The sequence below is a fragment of the Gardnerella swidsinskii genome (assembly GCF_023277705.1).
Lineage (GTDB): Bacteria > Actinomycetota > Actinomycetes > Actinomycetales > Bifidobacteriaceae > Bifidobacterium > Bifidobacterium swidsinskii.
The window spans coordinates 1,045,765-1,066,252 of the sequence record NZ_CP083176.1 but is presented as its reverse complement, the minus strand read 5'-3'; the positions used below and the strand labels follow the sequence as shown (position 1 = coordinate 1,066,252).

Genomic DNA, 20,488 nt, shown 5'->3' with positions numbered 1-20,488 from the left:
TATTTCTTTTATTTCTTTTGCAAAAAAGCTAGATTAATTTCGTCTTGAACTTTTTTGACACTGTCGATTGCGTTTTTCTTTCTACTTACAGCTTCATCATTTGACACATGCGCTTGTTTAAGAAGATATTCTGCCTTTTCGCACATTTGCTGAATTTCTTGTTTACTGGATCCACTTTCTAGGAACATTGGCAACCACGAATGAATTGATTGCAAAACTAGTTCTCCAGTATCCACGAATAAGACGTCTCCGTGATCTTTCTCAACAATTTGCATTAACTGCTGTAATTGATTCACATAATTTTTATATCTTTCTACGCTTGCACAATCTTTAGAAACATCAACAAGTTGCGCATAAGCGTCAGAAATAGCGATGTACGCGCTTAACATTTTTTGATTTGAAACAGTATGCGATATGTCATCAGAATTAGTTTCTACAGTTTGCGAAGACGTTTCATTCGCATCCTTCTCATATTTTTGAGCCTCTTGGAACCATACTTTTGCTACTCGCATACGAGATAATCGTTCTGTTTGCGAAACTTTTCCAGAAAATCCTGCAAAATAGTACCAATACGCTTTGCCTATTTCTATAGAAATATTCGACCAATCTTTATTTACAGGACGCAAGTTTTGCTCGTATTTATTAATCAAACCAACAAAACATTGCTCTTCGTTGACACTCCATTGCTGATCTGCAAGTTGAATTTGCAATAAAATTTGGAGAGGTTTAAATGACATTTTGCTTATATATTTCTTATTGCGCATGCTATTTTGCACTTGCATTGCATGAGAAATATATCGACACGCAATATCCGAATTGCTTTCACGCTCAGCTAATTGCATGTAAGAATCGTAACTTTTATTATTTTTGCGTATTGCTTCAATTCTTTTACTACTTGGCTCACCATTAAAAGATTGCTTATTTCGATTTACAAAAGCATTCCCCACAAATAAACCTAAGCAGTTGAATAAAATTACTATAAAAACTAGCACTACAACAATTAATGCCGTAATTGCATAGCGCTTTTTTCTAGGCTTAGAACTATTTTTGCATTGTTTGCGTCGCAATACATTCGTAGAAGTGTCGCATTGTTGTGAATGTTTTTCTGTATGCTCACACGCTTCCAGTGCAGAAAACATTTCGTCGCAATCTTTATATCTATGAGATGGTTTAGTAGCTGTAGCTATTGCGAGCACAGACACTAATTGTTCTACTACTTCACGATTCTCATGAGGCAATAGTACAGCAGATTGCACGTTTGTTTTAGGCACTTCAGTTGGTAATAATGCGTAACGCAATGTCATTCCAATCGAATACACATCGCTTGAAGTAGTTGCTGCAGAGTTTTCATTCAAAATTTCAGGAGCAGTAAAAATATTAGTAGCAAATCGAGCGTCACACTGGTCTATTGTGCGTAAATCAAGCACTCCCCCGTTTGCATATAATTGCGTTGCAGCACCAAAATCAATCAAACGGACTGTGCCATCTTCTGAAATCATAACCTGAGAAGGCTTAAGATCACCGTATATAATTGGCGGATAATGCGAATGTAAATAAGAAAGTATTGAGCAAAGTTGCATACCTAAATCAAGAACAATTTCAACATTTTGCAATCCAGATTCTTCTACAATAGATTTTAAAGAACGCCCCTTTACATAATCGCGAACAGCATAAGCTCTACCATTTTCTTCAAAAAAATCAACAATTCGCGGAATAGCTGGATGATCGCATTCCTTTAAAACATTCGCTTCAGCGCGTAAGGATTGAATAATATACTGTTGATACTCTTCGTCTCCTTGCAAAAGCGTTTCTTTAACAGCCCATTGCTTGTGCAAAACGGTGTCAACAGCAAGAAAGACTGTTGAAGTGCCACCACGCCCCAGCTCACCAAGCAGCTGATAGCGTCCGCCTACACAAACCATCGTTACGCCTCCGCAATATTGAAAACTACAACTACTCATCAAATATTTCAGTTAATTTTTTGAGTAATTGAATTACAGTTGCGACTACTGTACCGATAAATTTATGCGTAAAAAAGCTTTTTATAGCATTGTGGATAAAAGCTTATAAACCTACAAAACTCACGTTTTGTAGAAGAAGTAGAAGAATATATCAGTCGATATTAGCGCCCAAAGCTAAAAGTTTGCCTCTAAAATCTGCATATCCTCGATCAATTAGCGAAATTCCGCGCACATTCGACGGACCTTGAGCAGTAAGAGCTGCAATTAAATGACTAAAGCCTCCGCGCAAATCAGGTACGTCAATATCTTGACCTGTCAACGGAGTAGGTCCGAAAATAACTGCAGAATGCTTGTAATTGCGCTGCTGGAACCTGCAAGGAAGCGAACCTAAGCATTCACGATAAAGCTGAATCATAGCTCCCATTTGCACAAGTGGCTTCGTGAAGCCAAAACGATTTTCATAAACAGTTTCATGCACAATACTCAAGCCCTTCGCTTGAGTAAGCGCAACAACAAGAGGCTGCTGCCAATCAGTCATAAAACCAGGATGTACATCGGTTTCAATAGCAACAGGATGCAAGTCCCCACCCGGATGCCAAAAACGAATTCCTTTATCTGTAACATCAAACTGTCCGCCAACTTTACGGAACACGTTTAAGAAAGTCATCATTTCTGGCTGAGTTGCGCCCTTAATAAACACATCTCCGTGTGTTGCAAGAGCAGCAGAAGCCCAAGAAGCTGCTTCAATGCGATCAGTTAATGACGTATGAGTGTATCCTTGAAGCTCTTTTACTCCTTCAATACGGAAAGTACGGTCAACGTCTACAGAAATAATCGCACCCATCTTTTGCAAAACAGCTACCAAATCCATGATTTCTGGCTCAATTGCAGCTCCGGAAAGCTCTGTACGACCTTCTGCAAGAACCGCTGCAAGCAAAGTCTGCTCGGTTGCACCGACAGAAGGATAAGGCAAATGAATTTTAGTGCCATGTAAGCCATTAGGTGCAGTAATATGTATACCATCCTCATGATCTTTATCTACATTTGCACCAAGTTTACGCAACGTCTCAAGATGAAAATCAATTGGACGACCACCAATATTGCATCCTCCAAGCGCAGGAATAAACGCTTCTCCAAGACGATGAAGAAGAGGACCAGAAAAAAGAATTGGAATACGAGACGAACCAGAAAGAGTGTCGACGTCAGCTACATCTGCGAGCTGCACTTTTGTGGCATCAATTGTCACAATGCCTTCAGGCCCATTAACCTCAACGTCAACACCATGCAAACGCAACAGATCAGAAACTACATGAACATCGCGAATTTCAGGAACGTTTTTTAGAACAGACTTACCTGGTGCCAACAAAGCTGCAACCATAGCTTTGCTAACAAAGTTTTTTGCGCCACGCACTTTAATAGTGCCATTAAGCGGCTTACCACCTTCTACATGCAACACATCTGCAGCGTCAATGCCACTATTGTTGTTCTGTTCAGCCGTATTGTGTGCGGACACATTTACCTCTTTCGTTCGCGCTAAAACACTATTCACTATAATACCGGCATATTTGCCAACGCGCTCATGCAATCTATTAAAACTGATTAAATTAGCGCGTAGATCGTTGACGCCATCGACGAATCAATCTAGTAAGCAATGATGGTTTACGCAATAAATCTACTTCTGGCAATTCATGCTCAGACTCAGCTGTAAGAGCATAAGTATAGGCTTTTTTGGAAGAAGGTTTGCCAACAAGATTCCCAAATTCAAGCATTTGCGTACGCGGTTCAAACGGATGACGAATATCAAATTCGAGCAAGCGCACGCCTCTTTTAGCAGGTTCAGGACCGTAAGATCCAAAACCACATGTAGGAGTAGCAACAAATAGCATATTACTCTCGGGATCTTTAGCTGCGAAAGAATTGCGGTGATCGTGACCGGCAATTAGCGCAAAAGCTCCGGCATCAAGCAAAGCAGCATATTCGCCACTATCGACGTCAGGGCAGCTAATTCCTTCACCTAAATACCCATCTGGCAGAACATGTTTTTCGTCAAGAGCATAATAGCGGCCAGCAAAAGTACGATACCCCTCGATAGCATGTTCGCGCGCAGCAAGTTCTTGCGGAACTTCGCGAAGAACACGATAATATTGCGGCAATGGAAAATGCTGAAAAACGCAAATATGCTCAGGCAAATAAGAAGAAAGACCAGAAATAAACTCGATAGTTTTTTTAGAAGGGCTACCATAGCCGCCTGATTTAGCATAATCTCCAGAATCAACTAAAACTATTGAAAAAACAACCTTTTCATGCTTTTCATCCATAACAGGCAAGGCAAAAGTACCAGGCTCGCATGTAAAAATAATCTGCTTTGGCAACACACATTTTGTCGATTGCATAGCACTTGCAGAAGATGTACTAGAAGCACTACGATTCATGCAACATGGAAAATCTTGATATATCTTATCAAGCTCTTCATTATTTAGACCGCACTGGAAATCATGATTACCATAAGTAACAACCCATGGAATACTGCGATCTTCTAGTGGCTTCATTAACTTAGCAACGAATTCATGCACTTTATCAACCAATTGCTTCTTATCAGAAGACGAAATATTGGAAGATTCCTGCCAGCGTCTACGCTGAAAAGTTTTTGCAAATACTTTTTCATAACCTGCAATCTGGTTTCCGCTAAAAACTACAAGATCTGGTCGCACAGCATCGCAAGCAGAAGCAATAAGTCGAATGGTGTCTTGTGAAATACGTAACCCATCTTGAACATCTGCACACTGAAGCACTCGGAATTTACCAGAAAGATGGAACTGCAAACGTCCTAAACGCGCCGAAACAGATAAAGGAAGTGCCGCAGATGCATTAGCTTCGGATTGTGCAGAATCAGTCATACTTTAAGCATACGGCAGATATGCCGCGACTCACTCAATTTTGTTCGCAAGTTTACATAAATTATTTACATTCAAAAATACTAAATTAAGCAAATACTGATAAGAAATAACCCAAAAGCGATAAAAACGTGCAATTTCAGTAAAATAGTTACAAATTCACAGACAATTCACAGGTAATCGCATTACTGCACTCAGCATAAGGTGGTTATTATATATACATCAAAAGGAAATAAACTACAAGCAAGTAGTTGAATTTGACTTTAATAACTTAAACCTCTCTTCTTCTCTTCTTTCTCTAACCCCGGTCACGCACCGGGGTTTTTGATTTTAAGGCTGCATAAGAAGCGTGCGGCAAGCGTAGTAAACGGGATAAGCGTGTACAAGCGCGGTAAACGGCAAAAACTGAGCACGCATGTAAAGAAACTGCCGTTTCATCGCCTTAATCCGACAAAAACTTTACAGCCGCGTAAAGAAACAGCCGCGCGCTGAGGCAAATCGCAGGAATACAGATAGATAACAAAAAAGCCCTCGTTCTACGAGAGCTATTCGCTGGGGTACCTGGACTCGAACCAAGAATGGATGAACCAGAATCACCTGTGTTGCCAATTACACCATACCCCAATTGGCAGGCTTCGCGGCTCTTGGGACCGTTCCGTCTTCGTACCCCCGACCGGATTTGAACCGGTGTTGGCGCCGTGAGAGGGCGTAGTCCTAGACCGCTAGACGACGGGGGCTTTCATTTATCAGCTACGCCTCTTGACGCAACAAATAGCGACTTTACAACATAACAACTCAATACGCAACCGCGGCGTGTCGAAAATATATTAAACGAAACATAAAACAAATAAAAAGGTGGAAACGTGGCAATAGTGCCACGTTCCCACCTTGTTCAAATTTTATTTGAGCTTATAAATTATTGGTGATTTACAAATGCTCACGCAATCCAGCTAAACGCGCCAAAGTCACGTCTTTGCCCACGATTTCCATGGACTCAAACAGTGGCGGAGAAACGCGACGGCCAGAAAGTGCAACTCGCACAGGACCAAATGCCAAGCGCGGCTTGTAACCAGCTTCCTCAACAAGCTTCTTATTCAAAAGCTCATGCAAGGAATCAGTGTGCCAATCAGCGGCATCAACACCCTTCAAAGCAGCGAGCGCAGCGTCAAGAACCTCGCCTGCAGATTCCTTCAACTGTTTACGAGCGTCGTCATCTGGAGCAATGTAGCCATCTTCGCTTAACAGGCTTCCAACCATTCCAGCGACTTCACCAAGCAAACGCACGCGAGGCTGTACAAGAGGAGCTGCAGCTGTGAGTACTTCACGCTCGCGGTCAGTTAACGCATCCCAATTATCTGCGCTAACTACGCCATCCTTATGCAAGTAAGGCACAGAACGATTCAAGAAATCTTGCGGATCGAGCATACGAATATGCTCAGCGTTGATGGAAATCGCCTTGTCTAAGTCAAAGTGTGCAGGATTTGCCTTAACGTCTCGCACATCGAACTTTTCAATCATTTCGTCCATAGTGAACACGTCACGATCAGGAGCGATCGACCAGCCAAGCAAAGCCAAGTAGTTCAGTAAGCCTTCTGGAATAAATCCGTTATCTCTATGCAAGAACAAGTTGGACTCAGGGTCTCTCTTGGAAAGCTTCTTCTTACCTTCGCCCATAACGTAAGGCATATGGCCGTAAAGTGGAGTTTCCTTAGCAATGCCCATCTCCATAAGGTAACGGTAAAGCACAATCTGACGAGGCGTGGAGCTAAGAATATCTTCACCGCGCAAAACAACGTTCACATCCATTAACGCATCGTCAACAGGGTTTGTAAGCGTATAAAGTGGATCGCCATTCGGGCGCACAATCACATAATCTGGAACAGATCCAGCTTTAAAGGTGATTTCGCCACGAATTAAATCGTTAAAAGTAATGTCTTCATTTGGCATCTTCAAGCGAAGTGCAGGTTTGCGACCTTCGTCGCGGAAAGCTTGCTTCTGTTCTTCCGTAAGATTGCGATCGTAGCCATCGTAACCAAATTCAGCAGGACGACCAGCAGCAATATTACGCTCCTTAATTTCTTCAGGAGTAGAGAAGGATTCATAAGCGTATCCTGCTTCAAAAAGCTTTTGTGCTACGTCTTTATAAATTTCCATGCGCTGGGACTGGCGATACGGTCCGTTACCTCCACCAACATCAATGCCCTCGTCCCAATCAATATTGAGCCAACGAAGAGCCTCAATAATCTGCTGGTAGCTTTCCTCACTATCGCGCTCATTATCGGTATCTTCAATACGGAACAGCAATTTGCCGTGAGTATGGCGAGCCTCCGCCCAGTTAAATAGCGCGGTACGAACCATACCTACGTGAGGTGTACCGGTTGGCGAAGGGCAAAAACGCACGCGAACATTCTTTGGAAGTTCAGGCTTTGCGGATTTTGTTGCATTATTAGCAACTTCTTGAGTTTCCTCGATATCAGTCATAGGTTCCATTGTGCCGCGCGTTACGGACGTGCAGCATTCGCATCAAACATAAGTCAACCTAAAAACTAATCAAGCGCCTGCGTAGATTCTTTATTACCCTCAACGTGCGCAAACTTCGCAGCAAGAGCCTCGCGGGACTTTCTATCATCCTCTTCTTTTGCGAGCTTCTTCGCAACTTCAGGATCCCACAGCACGTCTTCACGATGCTTTTCCCACTCTGAAATAAGCAGCGGCGAAATAAAATTGACCAACGCACTTATATCACAATTACACTTATCACTAGAATTGCGCACACAATCAACAATCTCACGCCATTGAGCATCCTTGAACATCATTCGCGGCAAACCAGCACACTCACATATTTCGTTAATATATAAGAAGATTGGTAAAGTTTCGCAAATCTCGTTAGTTTTTTTAATTAGATTTGTTAATAAGCTTAAAACTACAATAATTTTTTGCGTTTCCAATGATTTATTTTCATAACAAGAAACCATTTGTTTCGCATAATTAATTGCAAAGTCGATATTGTTAATACTCCAATTACCTTCAACATTTAACGTATCGGCTGCTGCATTTATTGCATTAGAATCTTCGGCAGAATGAGATGCAATCTTACTAAAAATAGAATTTATATTATTACTATTTTCTAGTATTTCTTCTTCTGGTTCATCATAGTTAGGCTCATAGCATGAATCCATATTGTCGTAAGCATCGGCGGCAGCAAGTAGCGCGTCTACTATTTCTTGCGGACGTCCAGGAATTTCATCCGCGCCTTCATACACAAATTCAGCATCCGGAACGGTAACGTCAAGATTCGTGAGTATTCGTGCTATTGCTCGCATTGAGCGCACCTCAAGATTTTCCGCATATTTTGCGTCGTTATCTAAGTGTCGCGCTTCCGTCAATGGCCATAATTCTGTTAGTTTTGCGGCAGATTGCGCTGCATCATTCAGCATTAGCATACTTTTTTCATTATTTTTAATATCTTCAGAATCTTTGACAGAATCAACAGAATTAACCATTTCAATGCTCCTTCGCATTATATGTTACTTACTTCACTCGCCCAGCAGGATCAACATACGTAATTGAAAGCACACGCAAAGTCTCACAATCGTAAGTAATAGAAGTAATCGAAGCTAAAGCCGTGTGACGAAGAAGCATATTATGTTCAGCGTGACCGGTTTCCAGTAGGTGTCTATAAGACCAGATTGGCGACTCATGAGTAACTGCAACGATTTGCTCACCAGGATGCTTACGAACCTGCTCGCGCACAAAATCACCAACGCGAGTAGCAATACTGCGGTAGCTTTCTCCCCAACTTGGCTTCCACAAATTCGCAACAAGCTTCCAATTGTCGTTTTTCCACAGCGCGCCTTCACCGTAGCCTATGCGTTTTCCGCGGAAATTATTTCCAGCTTCAATTAAGCGTTTATCTAAAATAATGTCGCTTTCTTGAGATTGCGCAGAATCTTCATCACAGTGCGCTTTTACATAGGCAGAATCTGCAATATTGCGCAAAGCATTTTCGATTTCACGCGCTGTTTCACGAGTCCGCTCAAGAGGAGACGAATAAATTGCAGTAATTCCGCGCATTTGCGGAACAGTGGCAATATATTTTGCTGTAGCTTGCGCCATCCTCACTCCGCGAGCCGAAAGATGAAATCCAGGAAGACGCTCATACAACACGTGATTTGGATTATCAACTTCTCCATGACGCACAAAATGAATTGTCGTAGCTGGCATTGCGTTCTACTTTCTGTTTAAAAGATTAAACCAATTACTTGCGGTTTTTTGTATGATTAAGCGACCACATTCCCAAGCGGTGAGCAAAACTCGTATCTTCTTGCGCAACATACCCAGGCTGTTGAGATTTAGTATCATCGAGCAGCCACTTTCGTATAACAAAATTCCACACAGCAACAACAACAGTAGCTACAAGTTTTCCTATATTTGTGCGCAAAACGTATACTGCAGATCCGCGTAAGCTTTCAACCATTCCTAACGTACTAGCCCAAATAATCAAATCGTTTATAAGCAAACCTATAACTGCGGAAATAACAAAAATCAGAAGCTCCATCCACTTTGCCATATCTTCACGATGTTTAAAGACGTATTTCATACTGGCAATATAGTTGAAGATAAGTGAGATTACGAAAGAAATCGTACCCGCAACCACATTATTTAAGTGCGCAAGCATTAATAAATTGAGTAACGCAACGTCAATAATAAGGGCAATAATGCCAACAATTCCAAACTTTACAACCTGTTCAATAAGCTTTTTCATAATATCCATTAAACACGCGGCTGCTAACAAATAACATATAATTGTTACGTAATAAAGCTTACCAAATTTAGCAAAGGAGCGATTATGCCAGTTATTCATACTCATGTTTCTGTAAGCACAACACCTGCCCAGCGCGACGCATTAAAAGCTGCTTATGGCAAAGCAATTAGCGCAGTTCCAGGAAAAAGCGAGCATTGGCTCATGTGCCCATTCGAGGACAATATGCCGATTTATTTTGCAGGAGACAATACTAAGCCTGCAGCTTACGTTGAGGTGAACGTGTTTGGTTCCAGCGTGCCAGGGTCTGCTTGGGAAAAGTTAACTGAGCAGATTATGGCAGCTTTAGAGCGAGAGCTTGGGATTCCACAGGATCGCACTTATATTCGTTACACTGCAACTACTGACTGGGGTTGGAACGGCGGCAACTTCTAGGCGCAAGTCGCAAGCCTCAATTAGCAAGTCGCATAAAATCGCCATATCTTGTTACGTAAAATACGCATCAAAATATGGCGATTATTATGACGTCTACGCGACGCTACAAAACTTTAGGATTGCTCACTAAAATTAGGTTCGTCAACAGTAGACTTAGCGGATACAGCGAAGTCAGCAGGCTCGTTAAACTCAGCATCGCTTGAAGAATAATAATCGTCGCTAGCAACACTGCCTTCAAGATCTGGACCAGCAGCTAGACGAGCCACCTCTTCCATGTCCTTGTTTTCAAATAAAACCATGCGGACATAACCAACAACAAATCCAACAACAGCAGGGCAAACCCACGCCATGCCAAATTCTGAGAACGGTAGCCAGTTTTGAACAACCACCAACATATCGTTCATATGCAATGCACTGCGTAAAGCTTGTGGCAAACTATTCAAAAAATCATATACCGCTGCAACACCAGTAAAACCAAGCGTCCAAGCGTACACGACTTTGGAATTTCCAAAAAGTCGACCGCACAAAGCCAAAAGAATCAATACGATTGACAGTGGATACAAGAACATCAATACTGGAACTGCATATTCGATGATTGTGCTCAAACCAAAGTTTGCAAGGCCAAACGAAACAAGCGTAATCAACACAGACCAAACGCGATAGCTAGGACCCTTAGGGAATAACTTAGAGAAGGTTTCCGAGCAGCTTACAATTAAACCAACTGCCGTCTTTAAGCATGCAAGAGTAACAGTTGCAGCAAGAACAAGCAAACCAACGTTTCCAAGATGGTAGCGTGCAACTTGCGCCAAAGTTACGCCACCGTTTTCAGCAGGCTTAAACAGTGCACGGCTACGCACACCGACAACAACAATTGCGACGTAAATCAACGCCATAAGCAAGCAGCTAAAGAATCCAGATCGCACAGTATTCACTGCCACATCTTTAGGGTCTTTTACGCCAAAGGATCGAATAGTACTAACAACTATAATGCCAAAAGCCAAGCTAGCTAAAGCATCCATTGTATTGTAGCCATCTAAGAATCCTGTAAAGAATGATTCATTAACATACTTCCCTATAGGAGCAGCATCCGCAGAAGCGCCGCTTACAGGAGAAAACAGTGCAGTAAATACCAGAATACCTAAGAAAACCAGGAATATCGGCGTAAGAACTTTACCAACCCATGTAAGTATTCCGCTAGGCTTCATAGCAAAGAAGAATGCTAACGCGAAGAAAACCACAGAGAACAAGAACAAATACAATTGACCGTTTCCGTCTTGTGGAATAACGCGCTCCAAACCAACAGTGTACGAAGTTGTTGCGCAACGAGGAATTGCAAAGAATGGTCCGATTGTTAAATACAGCACACAAGTAAAGAACATGCCGTATTTTCTGCTCGGCTTACTAGAAAGTTCAAAAAGACCGTTTGCACGACTCATTGCAAGAGCCGTAACACCAAGCAATGGCAAACCAACGCCAGTAACAATAAAGCCAATTGTTGCAGGCACGAAATTAGTTCCTGCATTAGCTCCAAGGAACACAGGGAAAATCAGGTTTCCTGCGCCAAAGAACATACCAAACAACATGACCGCCACGTACGCTGACTCAATAATGGTCAAGTTCCTTTTTTTCGGGGCACTATCTGTGCTGACACTTTGTGTTGTGACGCTCATGCTTACACCTCCCATAAGGATAAATTTGTATTTACATACTATTCAGCTAAATCTCTTACTTTGTAATTTTGTGGATTTAAAGCAAAAATAATATTAGAGGGTATATTAATAAATTGCATGTACTTAATCGATAGAAACTTATAATTCGTGCGTGTCTCTAATAAAAAATAAAAAAGGACGCTGGCAAGCTACCAACGTCCTATGTAATCAAAAATGCTCTATAGCTTTGCTCTAAATCTTATATAAAATAAGCAAAATCACATCTTTTCTGGAGCAGAAACTCCAAGCAAATCAAGACCAGTTGCAATAACTGTGCGCACAGCAGCGTTAAGCTTTAAGCGAGCTGCAGCACGAGCTGGCTCTGGGCACTTTGCAATGCGCTGAGCTTCACGCTCGGCTTCTGGCAAACGATTTTCAGGGTCAGTTAACTCCATTGGTACAACACGCTCAAGGTTGTACCACTTGTGGTAACTTGCTGCCAAATCCTCAAGGTAATGCGCAACTCTGTGAGGAGCGCGCAAATCGCCAGCTTGAGCCAAAGCAGCAGGCCATTGAGCCAAAGCAGCCAACACTTCGCCGTCAGCCTCGGTATTAAGCAAGCTTAAATCAGCGCCATCTTGCGTAATTCCAGCGTCAGCCGCATTGCGAGCCACATTGCAGCTGCGTGCGTGAGCGTATTGCACGTAGTACACAGGATTATCGTTGCTGTGAGAAGCAAGCAAATCCAAATCAATATCAACGCTTGTGTTGTAGTCGGTGCGAGCAAGCGAGTAGCGCGAAGCGTCAACGCCAATTGCATCAACTAAATCGTCAATCGTAATAACGTTTCCAGCACGCTTGCTCATGCGCACAGGCTTACCATCTTTCATAACGTTTACAAGCTGACCAATAAGAATCTGCATGTTTTCGCCTGGCTTGTCTCCAAAAGCCGCGCACATTGCCATCATTCGGCCAATATATCCGTGATGATCCGCGCCGAGCATGTAGATTGCTACGTCTGCAGGATTCTGCTCGCGGTGACGCTTGTTGCGATAGTACGCAATATCAGCAGCAAAGTAAGCGTAGTTTCCGTCGGACTTAATAATTACGCGATCCTTGTCGTCGCCATGCTTAGTGGATTCAAACCAAGTTGCGCCGTCTTTTTCGAAAATATCTCCACGCTCACGCAAGTCTGCAATAGCGCGCTCAACTTCGCCATCCTCGTACAGGCTGTTTTCGTGGAACCACACGTCGAAACTAACACGAAAATCGCGCATAGACTTACGAATTTCCGCAAACATCATTGGAACTGCGCGCTTGCGGAACTCTTCGCGCTGCTCGGAATCGCCTTCGCCAAGAGGCAATCCTTCCTCGTCTTTTCCAAGATCAATTCGAGGTAAGGAAAGAACATCAACGCCGTCTGCTTGCGCTTCTTTTATAACAGCGTCCGCAATTTCGTTAATATACGCACCTTTGTAACCATCTGCAGGCGTTTCTTCGCCGTGAGCTGCAGCAACTAAAGACTTTGCAAAACGGTTGATTTGCTCGCCATGATCGTTGAAGTAGTATTCACGCACAACTTTTGCGCCGTTCGCTTCCAAAACTCGAGCCATGGAATCACCAACTGCAGCCCAGCGAGTTCCACCAATGTGGATTGGACCAGTTGGGTTTGCGGATACAAACTCAAGATTCAAAGTTTTGCCGCTCAAATGCGTATTCTTGCCAAAAGCCGCACCCTGCTTTAAGACTTCGTCTACGACCGCCGCCGCAGAAGCAGAATCAAGCGTTATGTTAATAAAGCCAGGACCTGCAACTTCTACAGACGCAATACCTTCTGCTTCTTGCAAACGCTCGGCAAAAAGTTCAGCTAAATCGCGAGGCTTCATACCAGCTTTTTTAGCGAGTTGCATAGCAACATTCGTAGCCCAATCGCCGTGTGCGCGATCTTTTGGCCTCATAACTGCAAGTTTTTCGGCAGCAGGAATCAAATCTTCTGTTAGATTGCCAGCTTTACCGCTTGCTACTAAATCTTTAGCAATTTTTTCAATTAATTCACTTAAGCTTTCTGGATTCATGGTTTACAGTCTAGCGTTACCGCGCGATGCTTCGCGATTACAACCCATTGGATTGCATTATTCTGAGTGTAAGGTAATATATGTTTTACATGTTTTACATTGGAGATTAAAAATGGTCGCAACAATTACAGGATTAAGAGTACCCTCTAACGTTTTAGATCGTTATGATCAGCTCGCTAAAACCACTCACCGCACCCGTTCATTTTACATGAATCAAGCACTAGAAGCTCAAATTGATGAACTTGAACATGAATATGGTCTAATGGCAGATATTGAAGCATACAAACGTGGAGAATTAGAAACATCCCCACTCGACGACGTGGTGAAGCGCCTTGATTTGGAAGATTAATTTATCTAAAAGAGCTGAAAAACAGCTAGGGAAAATTGACAAAACGATTGCCAAGCAAATCGTTAAGGAGCTTCGCGAAATTAGCAATCTCGACAATCCTCGAATCAGAGGCAAGGCACTAACTGGCAACTATTCGGGATTTTGGAGATATAGAGTAAGGGATTACAGAATAATTTGTGCAATTGAAAATAATGTACTGACCGTTTTTGTTGTGGATATTGACCATCGCAGCAGGATTTATAATAAGTGATTATGCTTAGTTCTTAAATACACAAAAAGCGCTGGAGTCGAAGATTGACTTCCAGCGCTTTTGTTTTGCGATTCATTATTTTCGATTACTTGCAACTACTTCTTTTTTGCAGGAGCTTCGCCGAGTTCGCTTTGAGCAACTGAAACGTTTACGTTAGCTGCATCAGATTCTGCAGAATCAGAAGCAGATTCAGATTCAGAAGCAGAAGCAGAAGAATCTCCAGCAACTGCAGCCTTAACAGCGTTAAGTTTTACTTCTCCAGTAACGCGACCAGCTTCAGCAACGTCATCCAAAGTCTCCTCAACAGCCTTGTAAGCGTTTTCTGCAACGTTCAAAGTTACTTGCAAAATAGGAGTCTTCATAGAAACTTTTGCTTCAGACTTAATCTTGCGCAAAGTAGCCAAAGCTTCACCCGCGTAAGCCAAAGTGTCTGCAGAAACTCCGTTTGCAGCAGACTCATACGCCTTAGCGCATGGCCAGCTAGCACGATGCACGGATCCTTCGCCGTCATGCATCCAGCTCCACACTTCTTCAGTAGCGTAAGGCAAGTAAGGAGCAAGCAAGCGAGCCAAAGCATCGAGTGCAAGACCAAGAGTTGTGCGAGCAGACTTCACAGCAGCTTCACTTGGAGTGCGTCCAGTGGATTCTGCAGTACCGTAAGCACGATTCTTTGCAAGCTCAATGTAATCGTCACAGAACTCCCAGAAGAATGTTTCGATTGCTTCCAAAGCCTTAGAATGCTCGTAAGATTCAAGCGCATCAGTCGCAGTACGAATAACGGATGCAAGCTTTGCCATAACAGAGCGATCCAAAACTTCCGTAACGTCTGCAAAATCCCAATCCGCGCTAGCAGACTCAAGAACCTGATGCTCATCATCTTCGCGACCAATTGCGAGCGCAAACTTCGTAGCATTCAAAAGCTTAATCGCTAAACGTCGACCAATCTTCATTTGACCTTCGTCGTAAGTTGCATCCAAGCCAAGTTTTGCAGAAGTTGCCCAGTAGCGCACAGCATCCGCGCCAAACTCTTCGATTGGTTTATTTGGCACAACCACATTGCCCTTAGATTTAGACATCTTCTTATGGTCAGGATCAAGAATCCAACCAGAAAGCGCAGCATGCTTCCAAGGCAAGCAGCCGTTTTCAAGATGCGCACGATCAACAGTACTAAACAGCCAAGTACGAATAATATCCTGGCCTTGTGGACGCAAATCCATTGGGAAAGTAGACTTAAACAAAGCTTGATTTTCCTCACCTGGCTCTTCCCAACGGGTCACAATTTGCGGAGTTAAGGAAGATGTTGCCCAAGTGTCCATAATGTCTTGCTCAGCAGTAAAGCCGTTTGGCTGGTTACGCTGAGATTCGTCGAATCCTTCTGGCACATCGATAGTTGGGTCGATTGGCAAACGGTCTTCGCTAGGAGTCAAAGGATGCTCGTAATCCACTTCCCCATTTTCATTTACTGGGTACCAAAGTGGGAATGGAACGCCGAAGAAGCGCTGGCGAGAAATAAGCCAGTCACCATTCAAGCCGTGAACCCAATTCTCATAGCGCACGCGCATAAAGTCTGGGTGGAAGTTAAGTTCCTTGCCGCGCTCAATAAGCTCAGCATTCAGCTTTTCGTCCGTACCGCCGTTCTTTAAGTACCACTGGCGAGAAGTGACGATTTCCAAAGGCTTATCGCCCTTTTCGTAGAAGTTCGTCATACGCTTTGTTGGCTTTGGTTCGCCTTCCATATCTCCAGCTGCTTGTAAAGCTTCAACAACTTCCTTACGAGCAGAGAACGTGGTTTTACCAGCAATTTTCTCGAACATTTCGCGGCCGGACTCGTCCGTAATCCAATCAGGAGTGGTCATAACGATGCGGCCGTTGCGCTGAATAATTGGTCGAGTTGGAAGATTCAAGTCACGCCACCACTCAACGTCGGTTACATCACCGAAAGTGCAGCACATTGCAATGCCAGCGCCCTTGTCCATTTGAGCAGCAGAATGCGCCAAAATTGGAACTTTCACTTTAAACAGTGGAGAATAAACTTCCTGACCAAAGTACTTCTTATAACGCTCATCTTCTGGATTTGCAATCAAAGAAGTGCACGCAGCAAGCAATTCTGGGCGCGTAGTTTCAATGTAGATTGGCGTACCATCTTCAAAACGGAACGCAATCTTATGGTAGAAACCAGGATATTCGCGCGATTCAAGCTCAGCCTGAGCAACAGCAGTCTGGAATGTAACGTCCCACAAGCCTGGAGCATCTTTCTGATACGCTTCTCCGCGAGCAAGATTGCGCAAGAATGCTTTTTGTGCAACTCGGCGAGGCTGCTCACCAATAGTGTGGTAAGTTTGCGACCAGTCCACAGAAAGACCAAGCCTACGCCACAAAGCTTCAAAAAGCTTCTCGTCCTGAGAAGTTAAGCGTTCGCAAAGTTCAATAAAGTTCTGTCGGCTTACAGGAACCTGATCTTTTGCCTCAATCTTCTTACCTTCAGTACCTTCAAAAGGCGGCTTAAAATCAGGGTCATACTTCAACGAAGTATCCACTCTAACGCCGTAATAATTTTGTACTCGGCGCTCTGTTGGCAAGCCGTTATCGTCCCAACCCATTGGGTAGAACACGTCAAAGCCTTGCATGCGCTTATATCGCGCAATGACATCCGTATGCGTGTAAGAGAATACGTGACCTACGTGCAAGTGACCACTAACGGTTGGAGGTGGAGTATCGATAGAATATACGGCCTTACGGTCGCGAGAATTATGGAATGCGTAAGTCTTAGCTTCGTCCCAATTACTACGCCACTTGTCTTCAAGACCATCAACACCAACCTTGTTAGGCAATGGTGTTAAATGTGCGTGTTTTACTGCGTTATTATCCTGTTCACTCATGAACTGAATATTAGAAACTCAGCGCGACAACGCAAATCTTACGCTTTTCTATTTCACCACTATGCTCTGCAATGGCAGAAGCTGATCCGTCATATTTTTCGTATAGCCGCTTACATTAGACTTTACAGCCATAATGCTCTTTCGAGCATATAACCAGTGAGCTGCAGCATTATTGCTTACTTCGCGCGCATATGCACGAGCATTTGCCTCATATTCGTTTGCATTCTTAGAATGAACCGCATCGGTCCAAGCTTGTTGAGCACGCGCGTCTTGCAAAACGAACGGAGAACCGCTTTCTGCAAACATGCCTTCATCTAAAGTACGATTGCTCGTAGTAAGCGCAAGATCATACTTACCTTCACTAATACGCTTACGCATAGTTTGTTGATCAACTTCTTCAAGATTGACCTTAAAACCGCTCACGGAACTAATCTGTTTTGAAAGCTCGCCCCCAACTCCACCTTCGCCCTGTGGAACAAGAAAATTAATAGTTCCTAAATAGCTTGCGCTAAAGTAATGGAACAAAGGAGCAGCTTTGCCTGGATTATAAGGATACAATCCATTTAAATCTTCATAACCAGTTGAAAGAGGGTCAATAGGTCCTCCTACTGGAACACCACCATTGCCATCAGCTGCAAGTACAGTTTGCGCATTCAAAGCGTATCTCGCAGCTTTACGAGCCTGCTCATCGCAGAAAATCGACGAAACTGTTGTATTTATTGCAATAAATCGCACTCTTGTGCTCTGACCCTCTACCATTTGCGTATTAGCAACAGCAGCAAGACGCTTATTTTCGTTACCTTCAAGCGGAACTGCCATTTGAATATTGCCCTTTTCCATTGCCTCAGCTAGAGCAGTATCGCTATTGAAATATTGCAAAGTAATACTTGCACAAGAAGCAGGGGTTCCCCAATATTTATCGTTGCGAAGTAATACTAAAGAATTGCCTTTATTGTAGTCACTTACAGTGAAAGGACCTGTGCCAAGAGCAGCACTTGCATAGTCGATCATCGATTTTGTGTCATAGACAATGCCAACACGTCCAGCAAGACGACGTAGAAGTAAAGCATCTGGATTATTAAGTGTAATTACTAAAGTGTAATCATCCGGATTATTAACAGTTTTAATATTTGTAAGTGCACTATAACCAGGATAATTATTTGTGATGCCTTGTTTCAAAGATTGTAATACGGAATTTGAAGTCATCTCACTACCGTTAGAGAAATGCACACCTTGACGCAAATTAAAACGATATGTTAAGCCGTCTTTCGAAATATCCCATGACTTCGCGAGACCTGGTTGCAAACTATTATAATCGCCACGTTTAACAAGAGTTTCGTAAACATTACCAATTAAAGCTTGCTGTAAAGCGTCACTGTCGTCGTTTCTAATATCAAGAGATTCAGGAGCAGTACGTAGACCAACTTTTAGCACTGAGTTACTAGCTGGATGCATTATTGCAGCAAAAGGCGAATGACCCTGGTACATTTGCCATCCACACCACAAAATGCCGCTCATTATTACAGACACAACCACAAACACAACCCATGGTATCCAGTCTGCACTAGTACGAGTATGATATGACCTGGAAGCGTGACACGCATATTTGCCTGTTCTTGACATAACCTACAGTCTATATCAATATCTGAATTGGGAACAACACGCTTTAAATAATTGCCGACGGACATGTTGTATTTAAAGGGCATGAAACACATTTTGGGTTCCGAGCAGTGCAAATTTTTCTGCCATGCAAAATAAGTCTATGAGAGAGATTAGTCCACTCTTTAGGAGCAAAATAAGCAGTTATTTCGCGCTCAATAGCAACAGGATTTGGACGATTCTGAACCTTACGCCAACCAAGACGACCTGTAACACGTATTACGTGAGTATCTACAGGAAACCCCGGTAATCCAAATGCGTTGCCAAGAACGACATTGGCAGTTTTACGACCAACACCTGGCAACGATATTAAAGCTTCCATATTTGATGGCACTATACCAGAAAAATTATTAAGCAAACATGCAGATAATGAAATAATGTTCTGTGCTTTTACTCTATAAAATCCGAGAGGGTAAATAATTGACTCAACTTGAGATACAGGAGCAGCAGCTAAAGAACTCGCGTTGGGGAAAATAGAAAAGAGTTCAGGCGTCACGATATTCACACGCTTATCTGTAGTTTGCGCGCTTAATACAGTAGCAATTAGTAGCTCAAATGGATTTTTGAAATTTAATGCACACTTAGGTTCCGGTATTTCTTTGCACAATAAATCGTACTCTGCATAAATACGAGCTAATTTCGCTTGTTTTGATTCTCGCATATTAGAACTTTGATAAATCATTATTGCGCAGACTGCTTATCTGCATCATTTTCAGAATCATCTTCAATGCTGCTTTCGGAAATCTCGCTATTCTCATCTGATTCCGAAGGATCGAAGCGATAGCCAACATTACGCACTGTGCCAATCAAATGTTCATATTCAACACCAAGTTTTGCACGGAGCCTACGAATATGGACATCTACAGTACGAGTGCCACCGTAGTAGTCGTAGCCCCATACTTCTTGCAACAAATGAGTGCGAGTAAACACCCTGCGCGGATGCTGCACAAAGTATTTCAACAATTCAAATTCTTTATAAGCTAAATCAACAGGATGACCATGCAAACTCACTGTGTAGCTACGCATATCTACAACGAGATCTCCAGAACGCATAGTTCCATTGTCTGAATTGAAAGAATCATCAATTTCAGAGCCTTGCGAATGCACAAATAAATCATCAGAAGATCCGTGTTGCAAAGAAGCCAAACGCAAACGACCTTCTACTTCTGCAGGAGAAGCATTAGTCAGCACAACATCAGAAATGTTCCACGAAGGATTTATTACAGTAAAACCACCCTCAGTTATAACTAATATGACAGGAACCGTAATATTTGCAACACGCAGAGAAGAACACATTGATTTAGCGAGAGCTAAATCCTCACGCGCATCAAGCAAAAGAATGGTTTGTGCGGGCAGTTTTGCCAAACTTGACGTATCCAAAGAAAGTAAACGCACTTTATGAGATAACAAAGTAAGTGAAGGTAAAACTGAAGAGGGAGAAGCACACGAAGTCATCAATGTGATATCAGTCATATGATGCCTCCAACAAACAATTGATGTAGTAGCAAATTCAGCCTTTACAGGAATTGTAAACCATACTGCGAAAAATAGCGATAAGCGCAACACTTGCATTTT

Annotated in this window: 16 protein-coding genes and 2 tRNA genes; 3 read left to right on the top strand and 15 right to left on the bottom strand. The window is 42.8% G+C overall.

Annotated features, from left to right (window positions below):
• Positions 1 to 8: 8 nt before the first annotated feature.
• The 9 genes from K9E37_RS04175 to K9E37_RS04135 form a co-directional block, all read right to left on the bottom strand.
• Entirely contained in the window at positions 9 to 1,922 is a 1,914-nt protein-coding gene (locus tag K9E37_RS04175) for a serine/threonine protein kinase (protein ID WP_248893098.1), read from the bottom strand.
• Positions 1,923 to 2,112: 190 nt separating this feature from the next.
• Positions 2,113 to 3,474 (bottom strand): UDP-N-acetylglucosamine 1-carboxyvinyltransferase, encoded by a 1,362-nt coding sequence (gene murA / locus K9E37_RS04170; protein ID WP_004109784.1) that lies wholly within the window; start codon positions 3,472 to 3,474, stop codon positions 2,113 to 2,115.
• A gap of 91 nt (positions 3,475 to 3,565) precedes the next feature.
• Complete coding sequence (locus K9E37_RS04165) at positions 3,566 to 4,858, bottom strand: metallophosphoesterase (protein ID WP_004105623.1); 1,293 nt, start codon at positions 4,856 to 4,858, stop codon at positions 3,566 to 3,568.
• 549 nt (positions 4,859 to 5,407) lie between these two features.
• Positions 5,408 to 5,479: transfer RNA gene (locus K9E37_RS04160), tRNA-Gln, on the bottom strand.
• 40 nt (positions 5,480 to 5,519) lie between these two features.
• Positions 5,520 to 5,592: transfer RNA gene (locus tag K9E37_RS04155), tRNA-Glu, on the bottom strand.
• 190 nt (positions 5,593 to 5,782) lie between these two features.
• On the bottom strand, positions 5,783 to 7,345 hold the full coding sequence (gene gltX / locus K9E37_RS04150; protein ID WP_004105625.1) for a glutamate--tRNA ligase: 1,563 nt from the start codon (positions 7,343 to 7,345) through the stop codon (positions 5,783 to 5,785).
• Positions 7,346 to 7,401: 56 nt separating this feature from the next.
• Entirely contained in the window at positions 7,402 to 8,358 is a 957-nt protein-coding gene (locus K9E37_RS04145) for a hypothetical protein (RefSeq protein ID WP_004105628.1), read from the bottom strand.
• 28 nt (positions 8,359 to 8,386) lie between these two features.
• Positions 8,387 to 9,079, bottom strand: coding sequence for a histidine phosphatase family protein (locus tag K9E37_RS04140; protein WP_004105630.1), 693 nt, complete (start codon positions 9,077 to 9,079; stop codon positions 8,387 to 8,389).
• Positions 9,080 to 9,113: 34 nt separating this feature from the next.
• Positions 9,114 to 9,620, bottom strand: coding sequence for a GtrA family protein (locus tag K9E37_RS04135; protein ID WP_033888629.1), 507 nt, complete (start codon positions 9,618 to 9,620; stop codon positions 9,114 to 9,116).
• An 84-nt stretch (positions 9,621 to 9,704) separates the two neighbouring features.
• On the opposite strand from K9E37_RS04135, the gene K9E37_RS04130 reads away from it, so the two are divergent.
• Positions 9,705 to 10,052, top strand: a complete 348-nt coding sequence (locus K9E37_RS04130; protein WP_004574134.1) for a phenylpyruvate tautomerase MIF-related protein — start codon at positions 9,705 to 9,707, stop codon at positions 10,050 to 10,052.
• Between the two features lie 113 nt (positions 10,053 to 10,165).
• On the opposite strand, the gene brnQ is transcribed toward K9E37_RS04130, so the two are convergent.
• Positions 10,166 to 11,722: a branched-chain amino acid transport system II carrier protein gene (brnQ, locus tag K9E37_RS04125; RefSeq protein ID WP_100066718.1), complete on the bottom strand. Its 1,557-nt coding sequence runs from the start codon at positions 11,720 to 11,722 to the stop codon at positions 10,166 to 10,168.
• Positions 11,723 to 11,979: 257 nt separating this feature from the next.
• On the bottom strand, positions 11,980 to 13,776 hold the full coding sequence (gene argS / locus K9E37_RS04120) for an arginine--tRNA ligase (protein WP_248893096.1): 1,797 nt from the start codon (positions 13,774 to 13,776) through the stop codon (positions 11,980 to 11,982).
• A gap of 112 nt (positions 13,777 to 13,888) precedes the next feature.
• Here argS and relB point away from each other — a divergent pair, with 112 nt between their 5' ends.
• Complete coding sequence (relB, locus tag K9E37_RS04115) at positions 13,889 to 14,125, top strand: type II toxin-antitoxin system RelB family antitoxin (protein ID WP_041160461.1); 237 nt, start codon at positions 13,889 to 13,891, stop codon at positions 14,123 to 14,125.
• Positions 14,109 to 14,375: a type II toxin-antitoxin system RelE family toxin gene (locus K9E37_RS04110; RefSeq protein ID WP_012913788.1), complete on the top strand. Its 267-nt coding sequence runs from the start codon at positions 14,109 to 14,111 to the stop codon at positions 14,373 to 14,375. Before relB ends, K9E37_RS04110 begins: the two co-directional genes overlap by 17 nt.
• 95 nt (positions 14,376 to 14,470) lie before the next feature.
• Here the strand turns inward: K9E37_RS04110 and valS are convergent, their stop codons facing one another.
• The 4 genes from valS to K9E37_RS04090 form a co-directional block, all read right to left on the bottom strand.
• Positions 14,471 to 17,254 carry a valine--tRNA ligase gene (valS, locus tag K9E37_RS04105; RefSeq protein ID WP_248893094.1) on the bottom strand — a complete coding sequence of 928 codons (2,784 nt, stop codon included), beginning with the start codon at positions 17,252 to 17,254 and terminating at the stop codon, positions 14,471 to 14,473.
• Between the two features lie 48 nt (positions 17,255 to 17,302).
• Positions 17,303 to 18,790 (bottom strand): ABC transporter substrate-binding protein, encoded by a 1,488-nt coding sequence (locus tag K9E37_RS04100; RefSeq protein WP_338085952.1) that lies wholly within the window; start codon positions 18,788 to 18,790, stop codon positions 17,303 to 17,305.
• 130 nt (positions 18,791 to 18,920) lie between these two features.
• Positions 18,921 to 19,595: an endonuclease III gene (nth, locus tag K9E37_RS04095; protein ID WP_004109815.1), complete on the bottom strand. Its 675-nt coding sequence runs from the start codon at positions 19,593 to 19,595 to the stop codon at positions 18,921 to 18,923.
• Complete coding sequence (locus K9E37_RS04090) at positions 19,595 to 20,386, bottom strand: response regulator transcription factor (protein ID WP_248893089.1); 792 nt, start codon at positions 20,384 to 20,386, stop codon at positions 19,595 to 19,597. Before K9E37_RS04090 ends, nth begins: the two co-directional genes overlap by 1 nt.
• Between the last annotated feature and the right edge of the window lie 102 nt (positions 20,387 to 20,488).

Bases quoted from the DNA above. Each gene is read 5' to 3' on its own strand.
- valS (WP_248893094.1), bottom strand. From the start codon at position 17,254: ATGAGTGAACAGGATAATAACGCAGTAAAACACGCACATTTAACACCA.
- nth (WP_004109815.1), bottom strand. From the start codon at position 19,595: ATGATTTATCAAAGTTCTAATATGCGAGAATCAAAACAAGCGAAATTA.
- relB (WP_041160461.1), top strand. From the start codon at position 13,889: ATGGTCGCAACAATTACAGGATTAAGAGTACCCTCTAACGTTTTAGAT.
- argS (WP_248893096.1), bottom strand. From the start codon at position 13,776: ATGAATCCAGAAAGCTTAAGTGAATTAATTGAAAAAATTGCTAAAGAT.
- K9E37_RS04140 (WP_004105630.1), bottom strand. From the start codon at position 9,079: ATGCCAGCTACGACAATTCATTTTGTGCGTCATGGAGAAGTTGATAAT.
- brnQ (WP_100066718.1), bottom strand. From the start codon at position 11,722: ATGAGCGTCACAACACAAAGTGTCAGCACAGATAGTGCCCCGAAAAAA.
- K9E37_RS04135 (WP_033888629.1), bottom strand. From the start codon at position 9,620: ATGAAAAAGCTTATTGAACAGGTTGTAAAGTTTGGAATTGTTGGCATT.
- K9E37_RS04090 (WP_248893089.1), bottom strand. From the start codon at position 20,386: ATGACTGATATCACATTGATGACTTCGTGTGCTTCTCCCTCTTCAGTT.
- K9E37_RS04165 (WP_004105623.1), bottom strand. From the start codon at position 4,858: ATGACTGATTCTGCACAATCCGAAGCTAATGCATCTGCGGCACTTCCT.
- K9E37_RS04130 (WP_004574134.1), top strand. From the start codon at position 9,705: ATGCCAGTTATTCATACTCATGTTTCTGTAAGCACAACACCTGCCCAG.
- K9E37_RS04145 (WP_004105628.1), bottom strand. From the start codon at position 8,358: ATGGTTAATTCTGTTGATTCTGTCAAAGATTCTGAAGATATTAAAAAT.
- K9E37_RS04175 (WP_248893098.1), bottom strand. From the start codon at position 1,922: ATGGTTTGTGTAGGCGGACGCTATCAGCTGCTTGGTGAGCTGGGGCGT.
- gltX (WP_004105625.1), bottom strand. From the start codon at position 7,345: ATGGAACCTATGACTGATATCGAGGAAACTCAAGAAGTTGCTAATAAT.